We start from the raw sequence: 20498 nt of genomic DNA, 5'->3' as shown, positions 1-20498 counted from the left end.
CGCTGCCTTTCATGACCACAGCTCTCACGCCTGCCACTCTGGGCATCGATTTCGGAACGTCCAACTCTGCCGCTGCCTATCGCCTGCCTGGCAAGACCGCCGCTTTGCTGCCCCTGGAAGGGGCGGCTACCGGCATGCCCACGGCGCTGTTCTTCAATACCGAAGAGCACAGCACGCATTTCGGCCGCGATGCCATGCAGCAGTATCTGGCCGGCGAGGAGGGGCGTCTGATGCGCTCCCTCAAAAGCCTGCTGGGCAGCAGCCTGTTGCTGGAAAAGACCGCGGTGCACGAGCAGCTTGTCAGCTACCAGGACATCATCGCGATCTTTCTCAAGCGCGTGGCCGATCAGGCGCGCCAGGCGCTGGACGGACGTCTGCCCGAGCGTGTGGTGCTGGGGCGTCCCGTGCATTTTGTCGACGAGCACCCGCAGCGAGACCGTCAGGCGCAGGACGCCTTGGCCGCTGCGGCGCGCGCCGCCGGCCTGGGCGAAGTCAGCTTTCAGCTGGAGCCGATTGCGGCGGCACTGGACTACGAACAGCGCCTGAGCGAGGAGCAACTGGTGCTGGTGGTCGATATCGGCGGTGGCACCTCGGACTTCACGGTGGTGCGTCTGGGCCCGCAACAGGCCGGACATGCAGACCGTACTCAGGACATTCTTGCCACCACCGGCGTGCATATCGGGGGCACGGATTTCGACCATCGCCTCAATGTGGCCCAGGTCATGCCGCTGCTGGGCTACAAGCACATCGGCCCCAGCGGGCGTGAGGTACCCAGCAGCGTGTTCTTCGATCTCTCCACCTGGCATCTGATCCAGTGGCTGTACACGGCCAAGGCCCTGGCTTCGGCACGCGGTCTCAAGAGCGATTACAGCGATCTGCAACTGCACCAGCGCCTGATGAAGGTGCTGGATTGGCGTGAAGGCCACAGGCTGGCCGATGCGGTGGAGCAGGCCAAGATTGCGGCTTCGCAAAGCCATGCGGCCTCGGCCATAGCGCTGGACTGGCTGGAGCAAGACCTGCCTGCGGCCATCACCCCGGAGGTGTTGCAGGAACAGTTGCAGGCCTTGCTGCTGCAGGTCGTTGAATGCGCGCAGGACTGTGTGCGCCAGGCCGGCGTGGCGGCACCAGACGCCATCTATCTGACCGGCGGCTCGTCGGCCCTGCGGACCCTGCGCGATGCGCTGCGCGTCGCTTTCCCCGATGTGCCGCAGGTTGAAGGCGACCTGTTTGGTGGGGTGGCAACCGGTCTGGCCTATGCCTGAGCTTGAAGCCCCCTGAGCCGCTCCGCGGCTTCTCCCGTGGGTGATAACACCTGCGCTGCGAGGCGGCCCTTGCCAGGCGTCTGCGGTTTGTACCGCGCCCGGTTGACGTGCTTATTCCTCTTCGGCGGCTCGCTTGAGCTCCAGCGCACGGTCGTAGAGCGTGTTGCGACTGGCTCCCGTGATTTCGGCGGCCAGCTTCACGGCCGTCTTGGTCGGCAACTCGGCCAGCAGCAGCTTGAGCACACGCTCGGCCTCGCCCGACTCTTGCTGCACCGCCACGGGGTGCAGCACGATGGCGAACTCGCCCTTGACTCGCTGTGGCGAGGCCTGCAGCCAGGCTGCCAGCTCGTGGGCCGGCATGCTCGCGATATCTTCAAACTGCTTGGTGATTTCGCGCGCCAGCGTGACGCGACGCTCGCCCAGCAAGGCCAGGGCTTGGGCCAGCTCGATGATCCGGTGCGGGGCTTCCAGCAGCACGGTGCAACGCGGCTGGTCGGCCAGCTTTTGCACGGCGGCCAGTCGTTCAGCATTCTTGGTGGGCAGGAAGCCGGCAAACACAAAACCGTTTTCGCCCTGTGCTGGCGTGACGGCACCCGCCACGCTGATGGCCGATGTCACGCTGCTGGCTCCGGGCAGCGGAATGCTGCGCAGACCCACGGCCTGCAGCGCCGCGCACAGGCGCGCACCCGGGTCGCTGACGCCGGGCGTGCCTGCATCGCTGACATAGGCGATGCGCTGGCCTTGCTGCAGACGCCCGATCACCTGCTGGGCGGCTTCTGCCTCGTTGTGCTGATGCACGGCCAGCAACTGGCTGCCGGGTCGGTCCAGCCCATAGCTGCGCAGCAGGCCCTGGGTGTGGCGCGTGTCTTCGCAGGCTATGCAGTCCACGATCTGCAGCACATGCAGCGAGCGCAGGCTGATGTCGGCCAGATTGCCAATCGGCGTCGCCACCACATACAGGGTTCCCTGCGGATAATGCTGGGAAGCGGCCGCGTCATGTGCGGCAGTCAGTGCAGAGGCGAAAGAGGTAGTCAATGGATTTCCTTGGAAAGCGGCCCAAGCCGGCGCAAAGCACAACCGCACGCGGGCAGCAGGGCGAGGATGCCGCGTTGGCCCATTTGCAGGCGCGGGGCCTGAAGCTTGTCGAGCGCAATTATCGGACGCCGGGCCGTGGTGGTGGCGAAATCGACCTGATCCTGCGTGACCGCGACGGGTCTTTGGTGTTCGTCGAAGTCCGCAGCCGCAACACCGAGCGCTTCGGCGGTGCTGGCGGCAGCATCGGCCGCCTCAAGCAGCAGCGCATTGTGCTGGCCGCCAGATACTATCTGATGAGGCTTGCGGCAGCGCCGCCATGCCGCTTTGATGTGGTGCTGGTCGACAGCTCCGGGAACCAGATGCGCATCGAGTGGCTCCAAGCGGCATTCGAGGCACTTTAGTCGCCGCGTCATGGTTGTGCGCAACACTGATGCGCAAATAACGGTTTGCTACCAAAGAGATAACAGGTGGCGGGTATCATCGGGCCTCCATGCTAGAGCAACGAATTCAACAGCATTTCATCGACAGTGCCGACCTGAAGTACCAGGCCGCCCAGGCGCTGAGCCAACCTATTGCTTCCGCCGTACAGGCCATGCTGGCCTGCGTGACGGGCGGCGGCAAGGTGCTGGCCTGCGGTACGGGCGTCTCGGCCAGCGATGCCCAGTTATTTGCCTCCCTGTGCGTGACAGGGTTCGAACGCGATCGTCCCGAGCTGGCGGCCGTGGCCCTGACTTCCGATGGCGGCCTGCTGGGCAGCGTGGGAGCCACGGGCTCCGGCGGCAATGCCAGCCAGTATCTGGCGCGCCAGGTGCGGGCGCTGGGGCAGCCCGGCGATCTGCTGCTGCTCATGTCGGTGACCGGCAACGACACGGCCGTGCTGGATGCCCTGGAAGCCGCCCACGAGCGCGACATGATGGCCGTGGTCTTGACAGGCCGCACCGGCGGCAATCTGGCCACCGCCGTGCGCGAGACCGATGTACTGATCTGCGTGCCCCACGACCGTGCGGCGCGCGTGCGTGAAACCCATACCTTGATCCTGCACTGTCTCGCCGACGGTGTGGACTCTCAACTGCTTGGTGACCAGGAGATGCCTTTATGAAGTTGAAGTGGACCCGTGTTGCATGTGCGGCCCTGACCGTTGCCGCTCTGGGCGGTGCCTTGAGCGGTTGCGTGGCTCTGGTGGGTGGCGGTGCCGCTGTGGCGGGCATGTCGGCAGTGGACAGGCGCACCACCGGCACTCAGGTTGAGGACCAGGGCATCGAGCTGCGTGCCGGCAATCGCATCAGCGAGGTGATGGGTGACAAGGCCCGTGTCAGTGCCACCAGCTACAACCGTGTAGTGCTGCTGACCGGCCAGGCAGGCAATGCGACGGACAAGGCGACTATCGAGAAACTGGTGCGCGAACAATCCACCGTACGCCAGGTCTATAACGAGATCGAGGTCGCGCCTTTCACGGCCACTCTGGGTCAGCGCTCCCAGGACTCTCTGATCACGACCAAGGTCAAGGCCAGTCTGGTCAATGCCAAGGACATTTCATCCTCGGCCATCAAGGTCGTGACCGAGAACAACGTGGTCTATCTGATGGGCATAGTCACGCCGCGCGAATCCAAGCGGGCTGCCGAGATTGCCCGTGGCGTCAACGATGTGAGCAAGGTTGTGCGCCTGTTCGAAGTCTTCTCCGAAGAGGAACTGGCCGCGTCGACATCCAGGGCTGCACCGGTGGTCGAAGACCGCTCCAGCATGAACTGAAGCGGATCTACAGGCATGAAAAAAGCCGGACCCAGGTCCGGCTTTTTTCATGGGCCGGCGCTTAGCGCAGGCGCTGGATCAGGCTGGAGGTATCCCAGCGATTGCCGCCCATGGCCTGCACATCGGCATAGAACTGGTCCACCAGCGCGGTGACGGGCAGGCGTGCGCCATTGCGCTGGGCCTCGGCCAGAACCAGTCCCAGATCCTTGCGCATCCAGTCCACGGCAAAGCCGAAGTCGAACTTGCCCACGGCCATGGTCTTGCCGCGATTGTCCATCTGCCAGCTCTGGGCGGCGCCCTTGCCGATCACGTCGAGGACCTTCTCCACATCCAGGTCGGCACGCAGACCAAAGGCAATGGCTTCGGACAGTCCCTGGACCAGGCCCGCAATGCAGATCTGATTGACCATCTTGGTCAGTTGTCCGTTGCCGCATGCACCCATATAGGTAAAGGCGCGCGAGAAGGCGTCAGCCACCGGGGCAACCTGGTCGAATACCTCCTGATCGCCGCCGCACATGACGGTGAGCTGGCCGTTGACCGCACCGGCCTGACCGCCCGATACCGGGGCGTCCATGAAGTGCAGGCCGCGCTGGCGGGCCTGTGCATACAGCTCGCGTGCCACCTGCGCCGAGGCTGTGGTGTGATCTACAAAGATGGCCCCAGGCTCCATGCCGGCGAAAGCACCGTCGTCTCCCAGCGCAATCGAGCGCAGGTCGTCATCGTTGCCCACGCAGCAAAAGACCATGCGTGCGCCCTTGACGGCTTCGCGGGGCGTGGCCCCACGGCGGCCGCCGACAAATTCCTCGACCCAGGCTTCGGCCTTGGCAGCGGTGCGGTTGTAGACCGTGACCTGATGGCCTGCGGCAGCCAGATGCCCGGCCATGGGGGAACCCATGACACCCAGACCCAGAAAGGCCACGGGCGTGGAAGTGCAGGGTGCGTAGCTGCGGGAGGCGATGGTGGCTGTGCTCATGAAATCCTCTAAGACTTGGTACGGAACAGTTCGATCATGGTAGCGCCGCAGTGCATGGCCGTGGCGGAGCGCAGGGTCCTGGCCGGCCCTGCCGCACCCCAGCAAAGTCAGCGCTCCACCTGTGGGAGGAGATGCCGGCGCCTTGGGGTTAGACGATGGTCAGATGTTCGGTGCCGGCTGCCAGGTCCAGAGTCCGGGCGCGCTGGCTGTTGAGCTTGATCTGCAGACGCAGGTCGTTGACCGAGTCTGCATTGCGCAGCGCATCTTCGTAGGTGATGAGATTGGATTCGAACAGGTCGAACAGCGCCTGATCGAAGGTCTGCATGCCGATATTGCGGCTTTTCTTCATGATCTCCTTGATCTCGACGACCTCGCCCTTGAAGATCAGGTCGGCAATCAGCGGAGAGTTGAGCATCACCTCGATGGCGGCGACACGGCCCTTGCTGTCCTGCTTGGGAATCAGACGCTGGGAGATGATGGCCCGCAGGTTCAGCGACACATCCATCAGCAGCTGTGGACGGCGTTCTTCGGGAAAGAAGTTGACGATGCGGTCCAGCGCCTGGTTGGCACTGTTGGCATGCAGCGTGGCCAGGCACAGGTGACCGGTTTCCGAGAACGCAATCGCGTGCTCCATGGTTTCACGGTCGCGGATTTCGCCCATCAAAATCACATCGGGAGCCTGGCGCAGCGTGTTCTTGAGTGCCGCTTCCCAGCTGTCCGTATCCAGCCCCACCTCGCGTTGCGTGACTACGCAGTTCTTGTGCGGGTGCACGAATTCCACGGGGTCTTCCACCGTGATGATGTGGCCGAAGGAGTTCTCATTGCGCCAGTCCACCATGGCAGCCAGCGTGGTGGACTTGCCCGAGCCCGTCGCGCCCACCAGGACGCACAGGCCGCGCTTGGTCATGGTCACTTCCTTGAGCACCTGCGGCACGCCCAGGCCGTCAATCGTGGGCAGGGTGGTGGGAATGGTACGCAGCACCATGCCGACCTTGCCCTGCTGCATGAAGGCATTGACGCGGAAGCGACCCACGCCGGCCGGCGAGATGGCGAAGTTGCACTCCTTGGTGTGCTCGAAGTCCGCCACCTGCCTGTCGTTCATGATGGAGCGTGCCAGGGCCAGCGTATGCAGCGGGCTCAGCGGCTGGGGCGAGACCTTGGTGACTTTGCCGTCAATCTTGATGGCGGGCGGAAACTCCGCCGTGATGAACAGGTCGCTGCCGTTGCGGCTGACCATGAGCTTGAGCAGATCGTTGATGAATTTACTGGCCTGACCGCGTTCCATGATCGTTCCTTGATGCAGCGTCAAAATTGGCAGAGCCCAAGTGAGAGACGCCGAGCAAGAGCCGCCTCGCGGCGAGGGCGTCATCCCCCTGGGGGGAAGCGGCAACGCCGCTCAGGGGGCGCCTTATCCCGGAAAGTTCTCGGGAATCTTGGCCTTGCTGCGCGCTTCGGCCGGGCTGATGAGGTTGCGGCGCACCAGATCGGTCAGGTTCTGGTCCAGGGTCTGCATGCCCATGTTCTGGCTGGTCTGGATGGTGGAGTACATCTGTGCCACCTTGGCCTCGCGAATCAGGTTGCGGATGGCGGGCGTGCCCAGCATGATCTCGTGCGCGGCCACGCGGCCCTGGCCGTCCTTGGTCTTGCACAGCGTCTGCGAGATCACGGCCTGCAGCGACTCTGAGAGCATGGCGCGCACCATTTCCTTTTCCTCGGCCGGGAACACGTCGATGATACGGTCGATGGTCTTGGCGGCCGACGAGGTGTGCAGCGTGCCGAACACCAGGTGACCGGTCTCGGCCGCCGTCATGGCCAGGCGGATGGTTTCCAGGTCGCGCATTTCGCCAACCAGAATCGCGTCCGGGTCTTCACGCAGCGCGGACTTCAGCGCTGCCGCGAACGACAGCGTCATGGGGCCGACTTCGCGCTGGTTGATCAGGCATTTCTTGGACTCGTGCACGAATTCGATGGGGTCTTCCACCGTCAGGATGTGGCCGTACTCGGTCTCGTTGAGATAGTTGACCATGGCCGCCAGCGTGGTGGACTTGCCCGAGCCCGTGGGGCCCGTCACCAGCACCAGGCCGCGCGGCTTCAGTGCCAGGTCGGAGAAGATCTTGGGGGCGTTGAGCTGCTCCAGCGTCAGGATCTTGCTGGGAATGGTACGGAACACGGCCGCCGCGCCGCGGTTCTGGTTGAAGGCGTTGACACGAAACCGCGCCAGGCCTTCAATTTCGAACGAAAAGTCCACTTCCAGAAACTCTTCGTACTGTTTGCGCTGGGCATCGCTCATGATGTCGTAGACCATGGCGTGCACGGTCTTGTGGTCCAGCGGATCGATGTTGATGCGACGCACATCGCCGTGGACGCGAATCATGGGGGGCAGGCCTGCCGACAAATGCAAGTCCGAAGCCTTGTTCTTGACACTGAATGCCAGCAATTGCGTGATATCCACGGAGATCCCTCTCTGGTTTGGTACTCTGGCGCCAATTATGACGACGATTGAAAACAATCTGGGGCAGATTCATGCCCGCATTGCAGCCGCTTGCGCCAGTGCAAGCCGGCCCGTGACATCGCTGCAACTGCTGGCCGTTTCCAAGACCTTCGGCGCGGATGCGGTGCGCGAGGCAATGCTGGCCGGCCAGCGCAGCTTTGGCGAGAACTATATCCAGGAGGCCGTGGAGAAGATCGCCGCCGTGCGCGCCATGCAGCTGGCCGGCGCCGAGGCGCTGCAATGGCATTGCATAGGCCCCATCCAGAGCAACAAGACGCGGCTGGTGGCTGAGAATTTCGACTGGGCCCAGACCGTGGACCGGCTCAAGATCGCCGAGCGTCTTTCGGCCCAGCGTCCCCAGGGCATGGCACGGCTCAATGTCTGCATTCAGGTCAATGTGGATGGCGGCGCCACCAAGTCCGGCGTCCTGGCCGAGCAAGCGCTGGAGCTGGCCGAAGCCATGGTGAAACTGCCCAATCTGCAGCTGCGCGGCATCATGAGCATTCCCGACGAAACTCCTGATTTCGAAGCGCAATGCGCAGTCCATAAAAGGGCGGCATCCATTTTTGATGCCATAAAGTCCAGCGCTCTCGCGGGGCTGGAGCATTTCGACACGCTGTCCATGGGCATGACCGGCGATCTGGAAGCCGCCGTGGCGGCAGGCAGCACCATGGTGCGCGTGGGCAGCGGAGTGTTTGGACGGCGTACTTACAGTACCCCAACCCCCTGAGCCGCTACGCGGCTTCCCCCTGGCCGGGCGCCCCTCTCTCTGCGCGCTGCGCGCTATGGGAGGGGGACGACAGCTTCGCGGCGGGGCGGCCCTTGCTTGCTGTCTCTGGTGTGGGGCCACGCCCGCTGCAAGCCTAGCGACAGAGTCGAAGACCCGTCCTCATTTTTACGGCCGTTTCATCTGGCACTCCGTGGGTAGATCAAGCTGCTGGGCGGAATAGACGGCGTCGGTTCTGAAACCGTAGTTCGTGCCTTCCCAGCCGGTCTTGACCAGCTTGCCGTCCACGGGTGCGATGGTGTTGACGACCTGGGGCAGCAGCAACTGATGGTCCTTGCCGCGCATCTTGACGGGGCCGAATACGGTGTCCATGGACATGTCCTCCATGGCCTTGGCAATTTTCACGGGCTCGGTGGACTGGGCCTTGGCCATGGCAGCGGCCAGCATGCGCGGCACCAGGTCCATGCGCGGGGCCAGAAAGTCCTGGTTCATCCTGGCCTTGTACTCCCTGGCCCGGGCGTCGGCCTGGGCGCGGTCGGCCATGCCGGGGTGCCATTCCGCGACCCAGGTCACCTGGCCTATCTTTGCCTGGGAAATGGAGGTCACGGTGCCCGGGAAGCCGCCTGCGCTGTGGTTGAAGTAGCGCAGGTTGTAGCCCGAGTCGCCGGCCGACTTGAGCAGCAGGGCCAGATCCTGGCCCCAGTTGCCGGTGATGACCGAATCGGTGCCGACCTCCTTGATCTTGGCCACATAGGGCGCAAAGTCCTTGATGCGACCCATGGGGTGCAGGGTCTCGCCCACGAACTGGATATCCGGTCTTGCCTTGGCAACCATGCTGCGGCCGAAGCTGGCCCATTGCTTGCCGTGGGCATAGTCCTGGTTGAGCAGAAAGACCTTGCCGATCTCGGGCTGGGTCTTGATGTAGTTCGCAATGGCCTGCATGCGCATGGCCGTGTTGGCGTCGAACATGAAATGCCAGAAGCTGCAGGACTTGCCGGTCAGCTCGGGATCGATGGAGCTGTGGTTGAGTATCAGCACCTCCTTGCCCGGATTGCGCTGGTTGTAGCGCGCCGCCGCCTGCACCAGCGCCGTGACCACCGAGGAGCCCGAGCCCCCCGTCACCACCACGCGTGCGCCCTGGTCTATGGCGGCCTGCAGCGCGCTCTGGCTTTCCTGGGCCGAGAGCTTGCTGTCGAACTGCAGCAGCTGGAACTTGGCTCCGTTGTAGAGGCCGCCCTTGGCATTCACGTCATCGACGGCATAGAGCACATGGTTGCGCATGACTTCCCCCACATTGGCAAACGGGCCGGAGAGAGGGTCGATGAACGCGATCTTGAACGGCTCTGCCGTCTGGGCGGATACGGTGCCGGCACAAAGGCCGGCGGCCAGCGCAAGGGCTGAGAAGCGAACTGACATGGTTTTGTCTCCAGGAGTTGGAATGGCGCCTTGGCCTTCGAGGCTCTCAGCTGGCGCTGTTGGTGGTGGATGAAGCGCTCTTGCGGCGCCTGGGAGGCGAAGAGGTCTGCGCTGCCGGCGCCGGTGCGGCCCTGGCCGCACGCTTTCGCGCAGGGGCCGCCGCAGTGCGCAGGCCCAGCACGCGCGAGGCCAGATCGGTGAGCTCGACCACCATCTCGGCCGGGCCCAGCTTGCCGCCAGGCTGATACCAGTTGTAGAGAAATCCGGGCAGGCTGCAGGCCGCCTGGGCAGTGATGCGGGTGTCGCGGAAATCGAAATGCCCGCTGGCGCGGCCTTCGTCGAGCAGGGCGCAGAACTGCTTGTAGAACTGCTGGGCCACATTGCGCGAGGCCTTGAGATAGGCGGGGCTGAAGGCCTGTGGCTCGCGGTAGGGGAAGAAGCCCGCCGGGTAGTGCGCAATGGTGGCGGCAATCAGTCGCTGAAGGCCGTCGATGGCCTTTTCATGCGCGGGGCGCGGGTCGTCGACCGCAAAGTCGAGCACCGTGAAGCAGGCCTCGGTCGGTGCCCAGCAAAGGGTTTCAAAGATCTCCTGCTTGTTGCGAAAGTAGTAGTAGACAAACGGCTTGGTCACGCCCAGCGCCTGCACGATCTGCTCGATGGTGGTGTTGGCATAGCCATAGCGGTCGAACAGGGCTTCGGCGGCCTTGAGAATGCGCTCGCGCTTCTCGTCGGAGCCAGCGGTGGGCAGGCGCTGGCGGCCGCGCGGCGCCACGGGCGCAGCCGGCTTTTTCTCGGTCTTTCTGGTTGTGGCGGGCATGAGGGTTTGCGTGTGTCGCATTCGTTATACCAATGGGTAGCATTGTTCTACCGGCAGGTATACATTGACAAGACGCCGAGCAGCAGATTGCCCTAAGGCAATCCCTGAGAAAGTGGCGCCGCTGTTCGGTCTATACGAGACACCCAGGAGACAACCATGGCTGAATCCGAAATCCTCATTCCCCTGCATGAGGCCTTGCGCCGCAATGCGCGCCAGCATCCCGAGCGCGATGCCTATATCTGGTACGGACAGCACATCAGCTGGCGCCAGGTGGATGAGGCCAGCGATGCCGTGGCCGCGCATCTGCAGCAGCTGGGCGTGAAGCCCGGCGAGCCCGTCGCCCTGTTCATGAGCAACTGCCCGCAGTACATCGTTGCGCACTACGCGGTGCAGAAGATCGGAGCCATCGTCTGCCCCTGCGGGCCGCTGAACAAGGAGCACGAGCTCGAATACCAGCTCAACGATCTGCAGGCGCGGATCATCATCGCGGCCGATGTGCTGCTGCCCGTGGTCGACAAGGTGCGCGGCAGCACCGCGCTGCAGCATGTGCTGGCCGTGCGCTACGGTGACTGGCTGCCCGCCAGAGCCACGCTGCCCCTGCCTGCCGAACTGCAGGCCCCCGTGCAGCCGCTGCCCGGCAATGTGACATCCTTCTGGGATCTCATGCACAGCGGTGCCAGGCCCGCGCCAGTCGAGGTGGGCATGGACGATGTGGCGCTGATGACCTATACCTCGGGCACCACGGGCCTGCCCAAGGGCGCCATGCTGAGTTTTGGCGCGGCCGCCTACAAGACGGCCGGCGCGTCCCGGGTGACCGGCGTCAGCGCCGAGGATGTGTTGCTGGCTGTGGCCCCGCTCTATCACATCGCCGGCATGTCCATGGGGGTGAACATGCCCGTGCATTCTGGGGCGACCTGCGTGCTGCTGCATCGCTTCGATCCGCTGGCCGTGGCGCAGGCGCTGGAGCGCTACCGCGTCAGCTGGTGGTACAGCATCGCGCCCATGAATGTGGCTCTGATGCAGGTGCCCGGCGTGGAGAAGATGGATTTCAGTGCGCTGCGCCGCAACACCGTCACCAGCTTCGGCATCACCTATACCGAGGATCTGGCGCAGCAATGGCGCAGGTTCGCACCCAACGCCATCTCCAGCGAGGCGGCCTACGGCCTGTCCGAAACCCACACCATGGATACCTTCATGCCGGGCGATGCCATCCGCTGGGGCACGCATGGCAAACCTGCGCCGGGCAACGAGATCCGGGTGATAGATCCGGAGACCGGCGCGCCGCTGGCGGCAGGCGAGGTGGGCGAGATCATCATTCGCGGCCCGGGCAACTTCAAGGGCTACTGGAACAAGCCCGAGGCCACGGCCAAGACGCTCAAGGACGGCTGGGTGCATACCGGCGATATGGGCAAATTCGATGCGGACGGCTATCTGACCTTCATCGGCCGCTTCAAGGAAATGATCAAGGTCTCGGGCTACAGCGTCTTCCCCGAAGAGGTGGAGACGATTCTGATCAAGCATCCGGCCATCGCCCAGGCTGCCGTGATCGGTGTTGCCGATGCCCAGAAAGGCGAGGTCGTGCGCGCCTTCATCGTGCGCAAGCCGGGGCAAAGCCTGGAGGCGGACGGGCTGCTGGCCTGGAGCAAGGAAAACATGGCCAGCTACAAGGCTCCGCGCGAGGTGCGCTTCATCGATGCGCTACCGGCCACGGGCGCAGGAAAGGTGCTGCGCCGTTTGCTGCGAGATATCCCCTGAATTTTTTGCATCAAAAGTGGTTGTGACCATTGATTGGTGAGCGCTAAAAGCTACTAAAACGAGAGTCCTATGTTCAAGAAAGTCCTGATCGCCAACCGCGGTGAAATCGCCCTGCGCATCATCCGAGCGCTGCAGGAGCTGGGCATTGCCAGCCTGGCGGTGTACGCCGCCGATGATGCGGCGGCCGCGCATGTGCAGGCCGCTGACGAGGCGCAGGCACTGGGCGCCAGCGGACCGGCTGCCTATCTCGATGGTGCGCAGCTGCTGCGGATTGCGCAGCAGCACGGTTGCGATGCGCTGCACCCGGGCTATGGCTTTCTCAGCGAGAACGCAGACTTTGCGCGCGCCTGTGCGGCAGCGGGCCTGCGCTTTATCGGCCCGACGCCAGAGCAGCTGGCGCTTCTCGGCGACAAGGCCAGGGCCCGTGCGCTGGCGCAGCAATGCGGCGTGCCCCTGATGCCCGGCAGCCCCGAGGCCGTGACGCTGGAGCAGGCCCAGCAGTTCTTTGCGCGCCAGCAGGCCGACGGGGCCAGCGGCATCATGATCAAGGCCATCGGCGGTGGCGGCGGGCGCGGCATGCGAGCAGTCACCGAGGCTGCAGAAGTGGCGGCCGCCTACCAGCGCTGCCGCAGCGAGGCCCAGGCAGCCTTCGGCGTGGACGGCGTCTATGTCGAGCGGCTGATGAGCGGCGCGCGCCATATCGAGATTCAGCTGCTGGGCGACGGCAGCGAATGGCCGATGGCGCTGGGCGAGCGCGAATGCACGCTGCAGCGGCGCTTTCAGAAGCTGGTGGAGATTGCACCCAGCCCCAGCCTGACGCAGCCGCTGCGCGAGCGCATCACCGAGGACGCGCTGCGCATGGCAGCCAGGCTGCGCTACGAAAGTCTGGGCACGTTCGAGTTTCTGGTCGATCTGCAGTCCGAGTCCCTGCCCTATGTGTTCATCGAGGCCAACCCGCGTCTGCAGGTGGAGCACACGATTACCGAAGAGGTCTTTGGCGTCGATCTGGTGCAGGCCCAGATCCGCATTGCGGCGGGCGAGCACTTTGCCGACCTGGGCCTGAATGTGAATGCCCCGCCCAGGCCGCGAGGCTATGCCATGCAGTGGCGCATCAATGCCGAAACCCTGGATGCCCAGGGCCACTCCCGCCCCGGCGGCGGCCGCATTGCCGAGCTGCACTGGCCGCAAGGGCCGGGCATACGCCTGGACGGTCATGCGCAGCAGGGGGCCAGTCCGTCGCCGCACTACGACACCTTGCTGGCCAAGCTCGTCGTGCACAGCCACGCGCCGCGTTTCGAGGATGTGCTGCGCCGCTCCCGGCGCGCGCTGGCCGACTGCCGCATTGCGGGCCTTGCCACCAATCTGCCGCTGCTGCAGGCCCTGGCCCGGCGGCCCGAGATGCGGGAGCAGACCGTGCACACGCGCTGGCTCGAAGAGGTCCTGCCGCAGCTGGTGGAGGCTGCAGAAAAGATAGCTTCAAGCGCAAGTCATTCAAAGAATTCAGATACTTTTGAGTCTGAAAACAATGTATACCAAGCGCATCAAGCTCCTGAAAATGCAGTGCTGGCTCCCATGCCCGCCAGGGTCGTGCAGTGGTCTGTGGCGGTGGGCGAGACGGTGGCCAAGGGCGCCGAGCTGGGTATTCTCGAAGCCATGAAGATGCAGCATGTGTTGTTCGCGCAGGCTGCGGGCCGGGTCCAGGTGCTGTTGGCGGAGGCCGGCAGCTATGTGGCGCAGGACCAGGCCTTGCTGGTGCTCGCGCCCGTTCAGGGCGATGCGGCGCATGCCGAGGTGGCGGCGCAGCGGCAGGACCCGGGCCACATCCGGGTCGATCTGCAGCGTGTCAAGGATCGCCATGCCTTCACGCTCGATGCCGCGCGGCCCGAGGCCATGGCCAGGCGCCACGGCCAGGGCAGCCGCAGCGCGCGCGAAAACATTGCTGATCTCTGTGATGAAGGCAGCTTCATCGAGTACGGGGCGCTGGCGATTGCTGCGCAGACACGCAGGCGCAGCCTCGACGATCTGGTGGCCAACACACCGGCCGACGGCATGGTGACGGGCATGGGCTCCATCAATGCAGCCCAGTTCGGCGCGGAACGGTCGCGCGCCGTGGTCATGTCCTATGACGCCACGGTGCTGGCCGGCACCCAGGGGGCGCGCAATCACGCCAAGACCGACCGCATGCTGGGCATCGCGCTGCAGCAGAAGCTGCCCGTGGTGCTGTTTGCCGAAGGCGGCGGCGGCAGGCCCGGCGATACCGATACCCCCGTGGTTGCGGGCCTGCATGTGCATACCTTCGCGGCCTATGCGGCGCTTTCGGGTCAGGTGCCCGTGGTGGGCATCACCCACGGCCGCTGCTTTGCAGGCAATGCCGCGCTGCTGGGTTGCAGCGATGTGATCATCGCCACGCGCAGCAGCAATATCGGCATGGGCGGACCGGCCATGATCGAGGGCGGCGGCCTGGGTGTCTTCCGGCCCGAGGAAGTCGGCCCCGCCAGCGTGCAGCATGCGAATGGCGTGATCGACATCCTGGTCGACGACGAGGCCCAGGCCGTGGCGGCGGCCAGGCACTATCTGTCCTTCTTCCAGGGGCGCATCGACCAATGGTCCGAGCCCGACCAGCGTCTGCTGCGCCACGTCGTGCCCGAGAATCGCCTGCGTGCCTACGACACCCGCGCCGCCATGGCCGGGCTGGTGGACGAGGGCAGCCTGCTGATGCTGAGAGTCGGCTTCGGCGTCGGCATCCACACGGCGCTGGCGCGCATCGAGGGCCGGCCCGTGGGGCTGATGGCCAACAACCCGGGCCATCTGGGCGGTGCCATCGATGCCGATGCGGCGGACAAGGCGGCGCGCTTCATGCAGCTGTGCAATGCCCACGGCATCGCCATCGTCAGCCTGGTCGACACGCCCGGCTTCATGGTGGGGCCGGAGATCGAGAAAACCGCCCAGGTGCGCCATGTCAGCCGGCTGTTCGTCATGGCGGCCAAGCTGCGCGTCCCGTACTTCAGCGTGGTGCTGCGCAAGGGCTACGGCCTGGGCGCCATGGGCATGACGGCGGGCAGCTTCCATGCGCCCATCTTCAATGTGGCCTGGCCCACGGGCGAGTTCGGCGCCATGGGGCTGGAAGGGGCAGTGCGGCTGGGCTTTCGCAAGGAGCTCGAAGCCCTGCCCGAGGGCGCGCAGCGCGAGTCGCTGTTCGAGAAGCTGCTGGCCCAGCAATACGCACATGGCGAGGCCATGCACATGGCGGCCACGCTGGAAGTCGATGCCGTCATCGACCCCGCGGAGACCCGCGCCTGGCTGGTGCGCGGCCTGGCCGGTGCGCGCCTGCGCGAGGAAGGCAGCCGCTTTGTGGACACATGGTAAACGCTGATGGGGGCATCGAAATTTCAACGTTTAATCGGTTGCAATCTCCGACCCATAAAGCGCTTTCAGCTCATGTTTTTGATATGAACTGCATACGCAAAACCATATTCCGGCTCATGCTAAGCTGAATGTCTTGCACCAGCGCCCCGGCGGCCCAACGGCTGCTCCGGGGTGTTTTTGATTGCCCAGTATTTGCGATTGGAGATATCCCATGCCCGGACTTTTGCCCGACGTCGATCCCGATGGCCTGCTTGAATTCTCGGTGGTCTACACCGACCGAGCGCTCAACCACATGTCCAAGAAGTTCGTGGGTGTGATGCAGGACATCCTGGGCATGCTCAAGGATGTCTATCACGCCAACACGGCCGTGCTGATTCCTGGCAGCGGCACTTTCGGCATGGAAGCCGTGGCGCGCCAGTTCGCCAACCGCGAGCGGGTGCTGATCGTGCGCAACGGCTGGTTCAGCTACCGCTGGACGCAGATCTTCGATGCCGATGCAGGCCTGGGCGGCGGCTCCGTGGTCTGCAAGGCGCGCAAGCAGGGCGAGGGCAGCCAGGATCCCTGGGCGCCATGCCCGGCGGAGGATGTGGCCGAGACCATTCGCGTGGAGCGCCCCAAGGTGGTGTTTGCCCCGCATGTGGAAACGGCCAGCGGCATCATGCTGCCCGACGAATACCTGCGCACCGTCGCCGATGCCGCGCACGAGGTCGGCGCGCTGTTCGTGCTGGATTGCGTCGCCTCGGGCGCCATGTGGGTCGATATGGAGAAAACCGGCGTGGACGTGCTGATCTCGGCGCCGCAAAAGGGCTGGAGCAGCTCGCCTTGCTGCGCCATGGTCATGCTCTCGGCGCGTGCCCGCGAGGCCATAGAGCACACGCAAAGCTCCAGCTTCTCCTGCGATCTGAAGAAGTGGATGCAGATTGCCGAGGGTTACGAAAAAGGCCAGCATGCCTATCACACCACCATGCCCACGGATGCGCTGCTGCGCCTGCGTGACGTGATGCTGGAGACGCGCGAGTACGGCTTTGCCAAGGTGCGCGAAGAACAGATGGAGCTGGGGCGCAAGGTGCGCGAGCTGCTGCAGTCGCGCGGCTTTCCCAGCGTGGCGGCCGAGGGCTACAAGGCTCCCGGCGTGGTTGTCAGCTACACCACGGATGCGGAAATCCAGAGCGGGCGCGCCTTTCTCAAGGTCGGCCTGCAGACCGCCTCGGGCGTGCCGCTGCAATGCGATGAAGGCCCGGACTTCAAGACCTTCCGCATCGGCCTGTTCGGCCTGGACAAATGGCATGACTCGGATCGCTCCGTGGCGCATCTGTCCAAGGCGCTGGACGATATCGGCATTGCCCTGATCTGAGTCAATGCAGCCGGCAGCATGGCTGCCGTGACATTTTTCCGGCCCGACTTCGTACTAAAGTCGGGTTTTGTTCATTCAGCGCATCCGATATGAAAAACGCAATCACCGTGATCGGGCTTGTATGGGCCATGGGTGCTGGCGCAGCGGTTCATGCTGCGCCGGTCACCACTGCCAGCGGGCTGGTCTATGAAAGCCAGGTCGAAGGCACGGGCCCCAGCCCCAAGGCGACGGACACCGTCAAGGTGCACTACCGCGGCTACTTCCCCGATACCGGCAAGGAGTTCGACAGCTCCTATGCCCGCAAGCAGCCCATCGAGTTCCCGCTCAATGGCGTGATCCCCTGCTGGACCGAGGGCGTGCAGAAGATGAAGGTCGGCGGCAAGGCCAAGTTCACCTGCCCGCCAGCCATTGCCTACGGCACACGCGGCGCGGGTCGAGCCGTGCCGCCCAATGCCACGCTGAACTTCGACGTGGAGCTGCTGGGCATCCAGGGCCGCTGATCAAGGCCTGTCTATCTCCAGCCGCCTGGCCAGGCGCTGGAGATTGGCGCGATCGAGCTGCAGCTCGCGCGCTGCGGCGGCCCAGCTGCCCCGGTGGCGGGCCAGGCTGGCGCTGACCAGATGGCGCTCATAGGCGCTGACGGCGGCGCGCAGGCCGGCCTCGGGCGCCGCTGCCGGTGTGGCCGGGTCGCTGGCGGCCGCAGTCTGTCCGGGGGCAGGCGCCTCGGTCCGCTCCCAGAGATCGGCAAGCCCCAGCGTCACGATGCGCAGCCGGGCGCCGGCGCGGCTGGCGCTGCCGTCATGGCGGCTCAGGGCCCTGAGCACGGCACGGCTGATGCAGTGTTCAAGCTCGCGCACATTGCCGGGCCAGCTGCGATTGAGCAAGGCTGCCTGTGCGGCTGCATCGAGGCGCAGGCCTCCCAGCCTGAGCCTGGAGCGGTTCTCCTCGAGGAAATAGCCCGCCAGCTGCAGCACATCGCTGTCGCGCTCGCGCAGCGGCGGCACATTGAGCGGATAGACGTTGAGGCGGTGATAGAAGTCCGCGCGCATGCGCCCGGCGCTGACTTCCGCAGCCAGGTCGCGGTTGGTGGCGGCGATCACGCGTACATCCACATGATGCTCCCGGTCCGAACCCAGGCGCTGCAGCTGGCCGCTTTGCAGCACGCGCAGCAGCTTGGCCTGCACGGGCAGCGATAGTTCGCCGACCTCGTCCAGAAACAGCGTGCCCTGATGCGCCTGCTCGAACTTGCCGCTGCGCTCGCTCAGCGCTCCCGTGAAGGCCCCGCGCACATGGCCGAACAGCTCGCTCTCGACCAGGTTGTCGGGCAGGGCCGCGCAGTTGATGCTGATCATGGGCTTGCCGGCCCGGCCCGACTGCGCATGCACGGCCTGGGCCACCAGCTCCTTGCCGGTGCCGGTTTCGCCGGTGATGAGCACGCAAAGATCGCTGGCGGCGACCAGGGCAATGTCTTTCTGCAGCTGGCGCATGACAGGGCTTGCGCCCTGCAGTCCGCGTTCCGGCGGTGCGGCGGGGCTACCCGAGCCGGCGGCGCCGCGCGCGAGCTGGGACAGCTGGTGCACGCGCTCGGCCGTGGCCACGGTGGCCGCAGCCAGATTGCTGAAGGCCTGCAGCATGGCCAGGGCCGCAGGGTCGGCAAAGCGGCGCGGCTCCAGCGCGTCCAGCGTCAGCAGGCCCCAGGGCAGGCCGCCCAGCTGCAGCACGCAGCCCATGCAGTCATGCACATGCAGCTCGCTGATGGCCTGGCCCTTGTGCGCTACCAGCCCGTCATAGGGGTCGGGCAGGGGGCTGTCGGGCTCGAAGCGCATGGCCTGGCCGGCCGCCAGCAGCTGGGCAAAGCGCGGATGCTCGGCGAGGCGAAAGCGTCGGCCCAGCGTGTCCGGCATCAGGCCGTCGATCGCCATGGGGCGCAGCCATTCGCCTTCCAGCTTCAGCAGGGCGACGGCATCGGCGGGCAGCAGATTGCGCAGCGCGGCCAGCAGACGGCGCAGGCGTTCGCGCTCGGGTAGGTCCTGGGCCAGATCGGCGATCAGCGGGCTGACAGCGTTGAGAATATGGGAGGTTGTCATAACGACAGCGTTAGGTGTCAAAAAGACATCAATTGAGCAATGTCATATTGACGCATACTTCTGCAAGCCATTGTTTTGCAGTGGTATTGAGGCTGGCACGCCGCTTGCACTCACTGGTACAAGCCTTGCAGCTGGCAAGGCAGCAACCAGGAGATTTGCATGCTTACCGAACGTCAACGCGAGATCGTCAAGGCCACCGTGCCGCTGCTGGAAACCGGCGGCGAGGCGCTGATCACGCATTTCTACCAGACCATGCTGGGCGAATACCCCGAGGTGCGCCCGCTGTTCAACCAGGCGCACCAGCAAAGCGGTGCCCAGCCGCGTGCTCTGGCGCACAGCGTGCTGATGTATGCCAAGAACATCGACCGCCTGGAAAACCTGGGCAATCTGCCCGCCCAGATCATCAACAAGCATGTGGCACTGCAGGTGCAGGCCGAGCATTACCCCATCGTGGGGGCCTGTCTGCTGCGCGCCATTCGCGAAGTGCTGGGTGCCGAGATTGCCACGGACGAGGTGATCGCTGCCTGGGCGGCGGCCTATCAACAGCTGGCCGACATCCTGATCGCGGCCGAGCGCAGCGTGTACGAGCAGACGGCGGCGGCCGAAGGCGGCTGGCGCGGTGCGCGCGCCTTCAAGCTGGTGCAAAAGCAGGTCGAATCGGCCGAGATCACCTCGTTCTATCTGGAGCCTGCGGACGGCGGCGCGGTGATCACCCATCAGCCCGGCCAGTACATCGGCTTGCGCGTGGTGGTCGACGGCCTGGAGCAGCGCCGCAACTATTCGCTGTCGGCAGCTGCGAACGGCAGGAGCTATCGCATCAGCGTCAAGCGCGAGGCCGGAGGCAAGGTCTCCAGCCATCTGCACGACCAGTTGCACGTGGGCGATACGCTGGAGCTGTTTCCGCCGGCCGGCCATTTCACCCTGCAGGCCGGCGCCAGGCCTCTGGTGCTGATCAGCGGCGGCGTGGGCATCACGCCCACGCTGCCCATGCTGCAGGCCGCGCTGCCCACGGGTCGCGAGATCACCTTTATCCACTGCGCGCGCGATCGCGGCGTGCATGCCTTCCGCGAGAAGATCGATGCGCTGGCCAGCCGCCACGAGCAGCTCACGCGCCGCTATTGCTACGACCAGGCGGATGCCGGCGACGAGGTCGATGCCCAGGGCCTGCTGAGCACCGACCGACTGGCCCAGTGGTTGCCCGCGTCGCGCGATGCCGATGTCTACTTCCTGGGGCCGCGCGGCTTCATGCGCAGCGTCAAGCAGTCGCTGCGCGAGCTGGGCGTGCCCGACGCCCAGGTGCACTACGAGTTCTTCGGCCCGGCAGAAGCCCTGGCTTGATTGAGTGAATGCTCATTAAAAAAGAGCTGTTAGCGCATGTATTACTTGGTTTCATCGCTGAAAGCATTTGAAACCCTTGTAAATAAAGCGCAAACAGCTCTTTTTATTGGAGCACGGCCCGAGTCGGT

At 64.8% G+C, this 20498-nt stretch carries 17 protein-coding genes; 10 read left to right on the top strand and 7 right to left on the bottom strand.

Features of this window, described 5'->3' with window-relative positions; genetic code table 11:
* Window positions 1-11: 11 nt before the first annotated feature.
* Window positions 12-1262, top strand: a complete 1251-nt coding sequence (locus O987_RS25180; RefSeq protein WP_043376986.1) for an Hsp70 family protein — start codon at window positions 12-14, stop codon at window positions 1260-1262.
* A 111-nt stretch (window positions 1263-1373) separates the two neighbouring features.
* On the opposite strand, the gene rsmI is transcribed toward O987_RS25180, so the two are convergent.
* A complete protein-coding gene (gene rsmI / locus O987_RS25175; protein ID WP_043375494.1) occupies window positions 1374-2297 on the bottom strand; it encodes a 16S rRNA (cytidine(1402)-2'-O)-methyltransferase in 924 nt (307 codons plus the stop codon).
* Between rsmI and O987_RS25170 the strand changes: the two genes are divergently transcribed.
* The 3 genes from O987_RS25170 to O987_RS25160 all read left to right on the top strand — a co-directional run bounded on the left by O987_RS25170 (window position 2297) and on the right by O987_RS25160 (window position 4046).
* Window positions 2297-2698: a YraN family protein gene (locus tag O987_RS25170; RefSeq protein ID WP_043375492.1), complete on the top strand. Its 402-nt coding sequence runs from the start codon at window positions 2297-2299 to the stop codon at window positions 2696-2698. The genes rsmI and O987_RS25170 overlap by 1 nt on opposite strands.
* A gap of 89 nt (window positions 2699-2787) precedes the next feature.
* On the top strand, window positions 2788-3396 hold the full coding sequence (locus tag O987_RS25165; protein ID WP_043375490.1) for an SIS domain-containing protein: 609 nt from the start codon (window positions 2788-2790) through the stop codon (window positions 3394-3396).
* The gene (locus tag O987_RS25160) at window positions 3393-4046 is read left to right on the top strand and encodes a BON domain-containing protein (RefSeq protein WP_043375488.1); all 654 of its coding nucleotides are present in this window, start codon (window positions 3393-3395) and stop codon (window positions 4044-4046) included. The genes O987_RS25165 and O987_RS25160 overlap by 4 nt, the downstream gene beginning before the upstream one ends.
* Before the next feature lie 61 nt (window positions 4047-4107).
* Here the strand turns inward: O987_RS25160 and O987_RS25155 are convergent, their stop codons facing one another.
* The 3 genes from O987_RS25155 to O987_RS25145 form a co-directional block, all read right to left on the bottom strand.
* Entirely contained in the window at window positions 4108-5019 is a 912-nt protein-coding gene (locus O987_RS25155) for an NAD(P)-dependent oxidoreductase (protein WP_003050579.1), read from the bottom strand.
* 148 nt (window positions 5020-5167) lie between these two features.
* A complete protein-coding gene (locus O987_RS25150) occupies window positions 5168-6304 on the bottom strand; it encodes a PilT/PilU family type 4a pilus ATPase (RefSeq protein ID WP_043375486.1) in 1137 nt (378 codons plus the stop codon).
* Between the two features lie 123 nt (window positions 6305-6427).
* Window positions 6428-7471 (bottom strand): type IV pilus twitching motility protein PilT, encoded by a 1044-nt coding sequence (locus tag O987_RS25145; protein ID WP_003050584.1) that lies wholly within the window; start codon window positions 7469-7471, stop codon window positions 6428-6430.
* 37 nt (window positions 7472-7508) lie between these two features.
* Here O987_RS25145 and O987_RS25140 point away from each other — a divergent pair, with 37 nt between their 5' ends.
* A complete protein-coding gene (locus O987_RS25140; RefSeq protein WP_043375484.1) occupies window positions 7509-8240 on the top strand; it encodes a YggS family pyridoxal phosphate-dependent enzyme in 732 nt (243 codons plus the stop codon).
* A gap of 165 nt (window positions 8241-8405) precedes the next feature.
* On the opposite strand, the gene O987_RS25135 is transcribed toward O987_RS25140, so the two are convergent.
* Complete coding sequence (locus O987_RS25135) at window positions 8406-9653, bottom strand: branched-chain amino acid ABC transporter substrate-binding protein (protein ID WP_043375482.1); 1248 nt, start codon at window positions 9651-9653, stop codon at window positions 8406-8408.
* Window positions 9654-9699: 46 nt separating this feature from the next.
* On the bottom strand, window positions 9700-10470 hold the full coding sequence (locus O987_RS25130; RefSeq protein ID WP_019043137.1) for a TetR/AcrR family transcriptional regulator: 771 nt from the start codon (window positions 10468-10470) through the stop codon (window positions 9700-9702).
* A 156-nt stretch (window positions 10471-10626) separates the two neighbouring features.
* Between O987_RS25130 and O987_RS25125 the strand changes: the two genes are divergently transcribed.
* The 4 genes from O987_RS25125 to O987_RS25110 all read left to right on the top strand — a co-directional run bounded on the left by O987_RS25125 (window position 10627) and on the right by O987_RS25110 (window position 17445).
* Window positions 10627-12225, top strand: a complete 1599-nt coding sequence (locus O987_RS25125; protein WP_043375479.1) for an AMP-binding protein — start codon at window positions 10627-10629, stop codon at window positions 12223-12225.
* 69 nt (window positions 12226-12294) lie between these two features.
* Window positions 12295-15591, top strand: coding sequence for an acetyl-CoA carboxylase family protein (locus tag O987_RS25120; RefSeq protein ID WP_043375477.1), 3297 nt, complete (start codon window positions 12295-12297; stop codon window positions 15589-15591).
* A gap of 211 nt (window positions 15592-15802) precedes the next feature.
* Entirely contained in the window at window positions 15803-16945 is a 1143-nt protein-coding gene (locus tag O987_RS25115; RefSeq protein ID WP_003050602.1) for an aminotransferase class V-fold PLP-dependent enzyme, read from the top strand.
* Between the two features lie 89 nt (window positions 16946-17034).
* Window positions 17035-17445: an FKBP-type peptidyl-prolyl cis-trans isomerase gene (locus tag O987_RS25110; RefSeq protein WP_003050606.1), complete on the top strand. Its 411-nt coding sequence runs from the start codon at window positions 17035-17037 to the stop codon at window positions 17443-17445.
* Here the strand turns inward: O987_RS25110 and norR are convergent, their stop codons facing one another.
* A complete protein-coding gene (gene norR, locus O987_RS25105; RefSeq protein WP_043375475.1) occupies window positions 17446-19032 on the bottom strand; it encodes a nitric oxide reductase transcriptional regulator NorR in 1587 nt (528 codons plus the stop codon).
* 159 nt (window positions 19033-19191) lie between these two features.
* Here norR and hmpA point away from each other — a divergent pair, with 159 nt between their 5' ends.
* Window positions 19192-20370 carry an NO-inducible flavohemoprotein gene (hmpA, locus tag O987_RS25100; RefSeq protein ID WP_043375472.1) on the top strand — a complete coding sequence of 393 codons (1179 nt, stop codon included), beginning with the start codon at window positions 19192-19194 and terminating at the stop codon, window positions 20368-20370.
* Window positions 20371-20498: the final 128 nt, after the last annotated feature.

Origin of the sequence: Comamonas testosteroni TK102 (assembly GCF_000739375.1) — a bacterium.
Taxonomy (GTDB): Bacteria; Pseudomonadota; Gammaproteobacteria; order Burkholderiales; family Burkholderiaceae_C; genus Comamonas; species Comamonas brasiliensis.
This window is presented reverse-complemented; position numbering and strand designations above follow the sequence as displayed.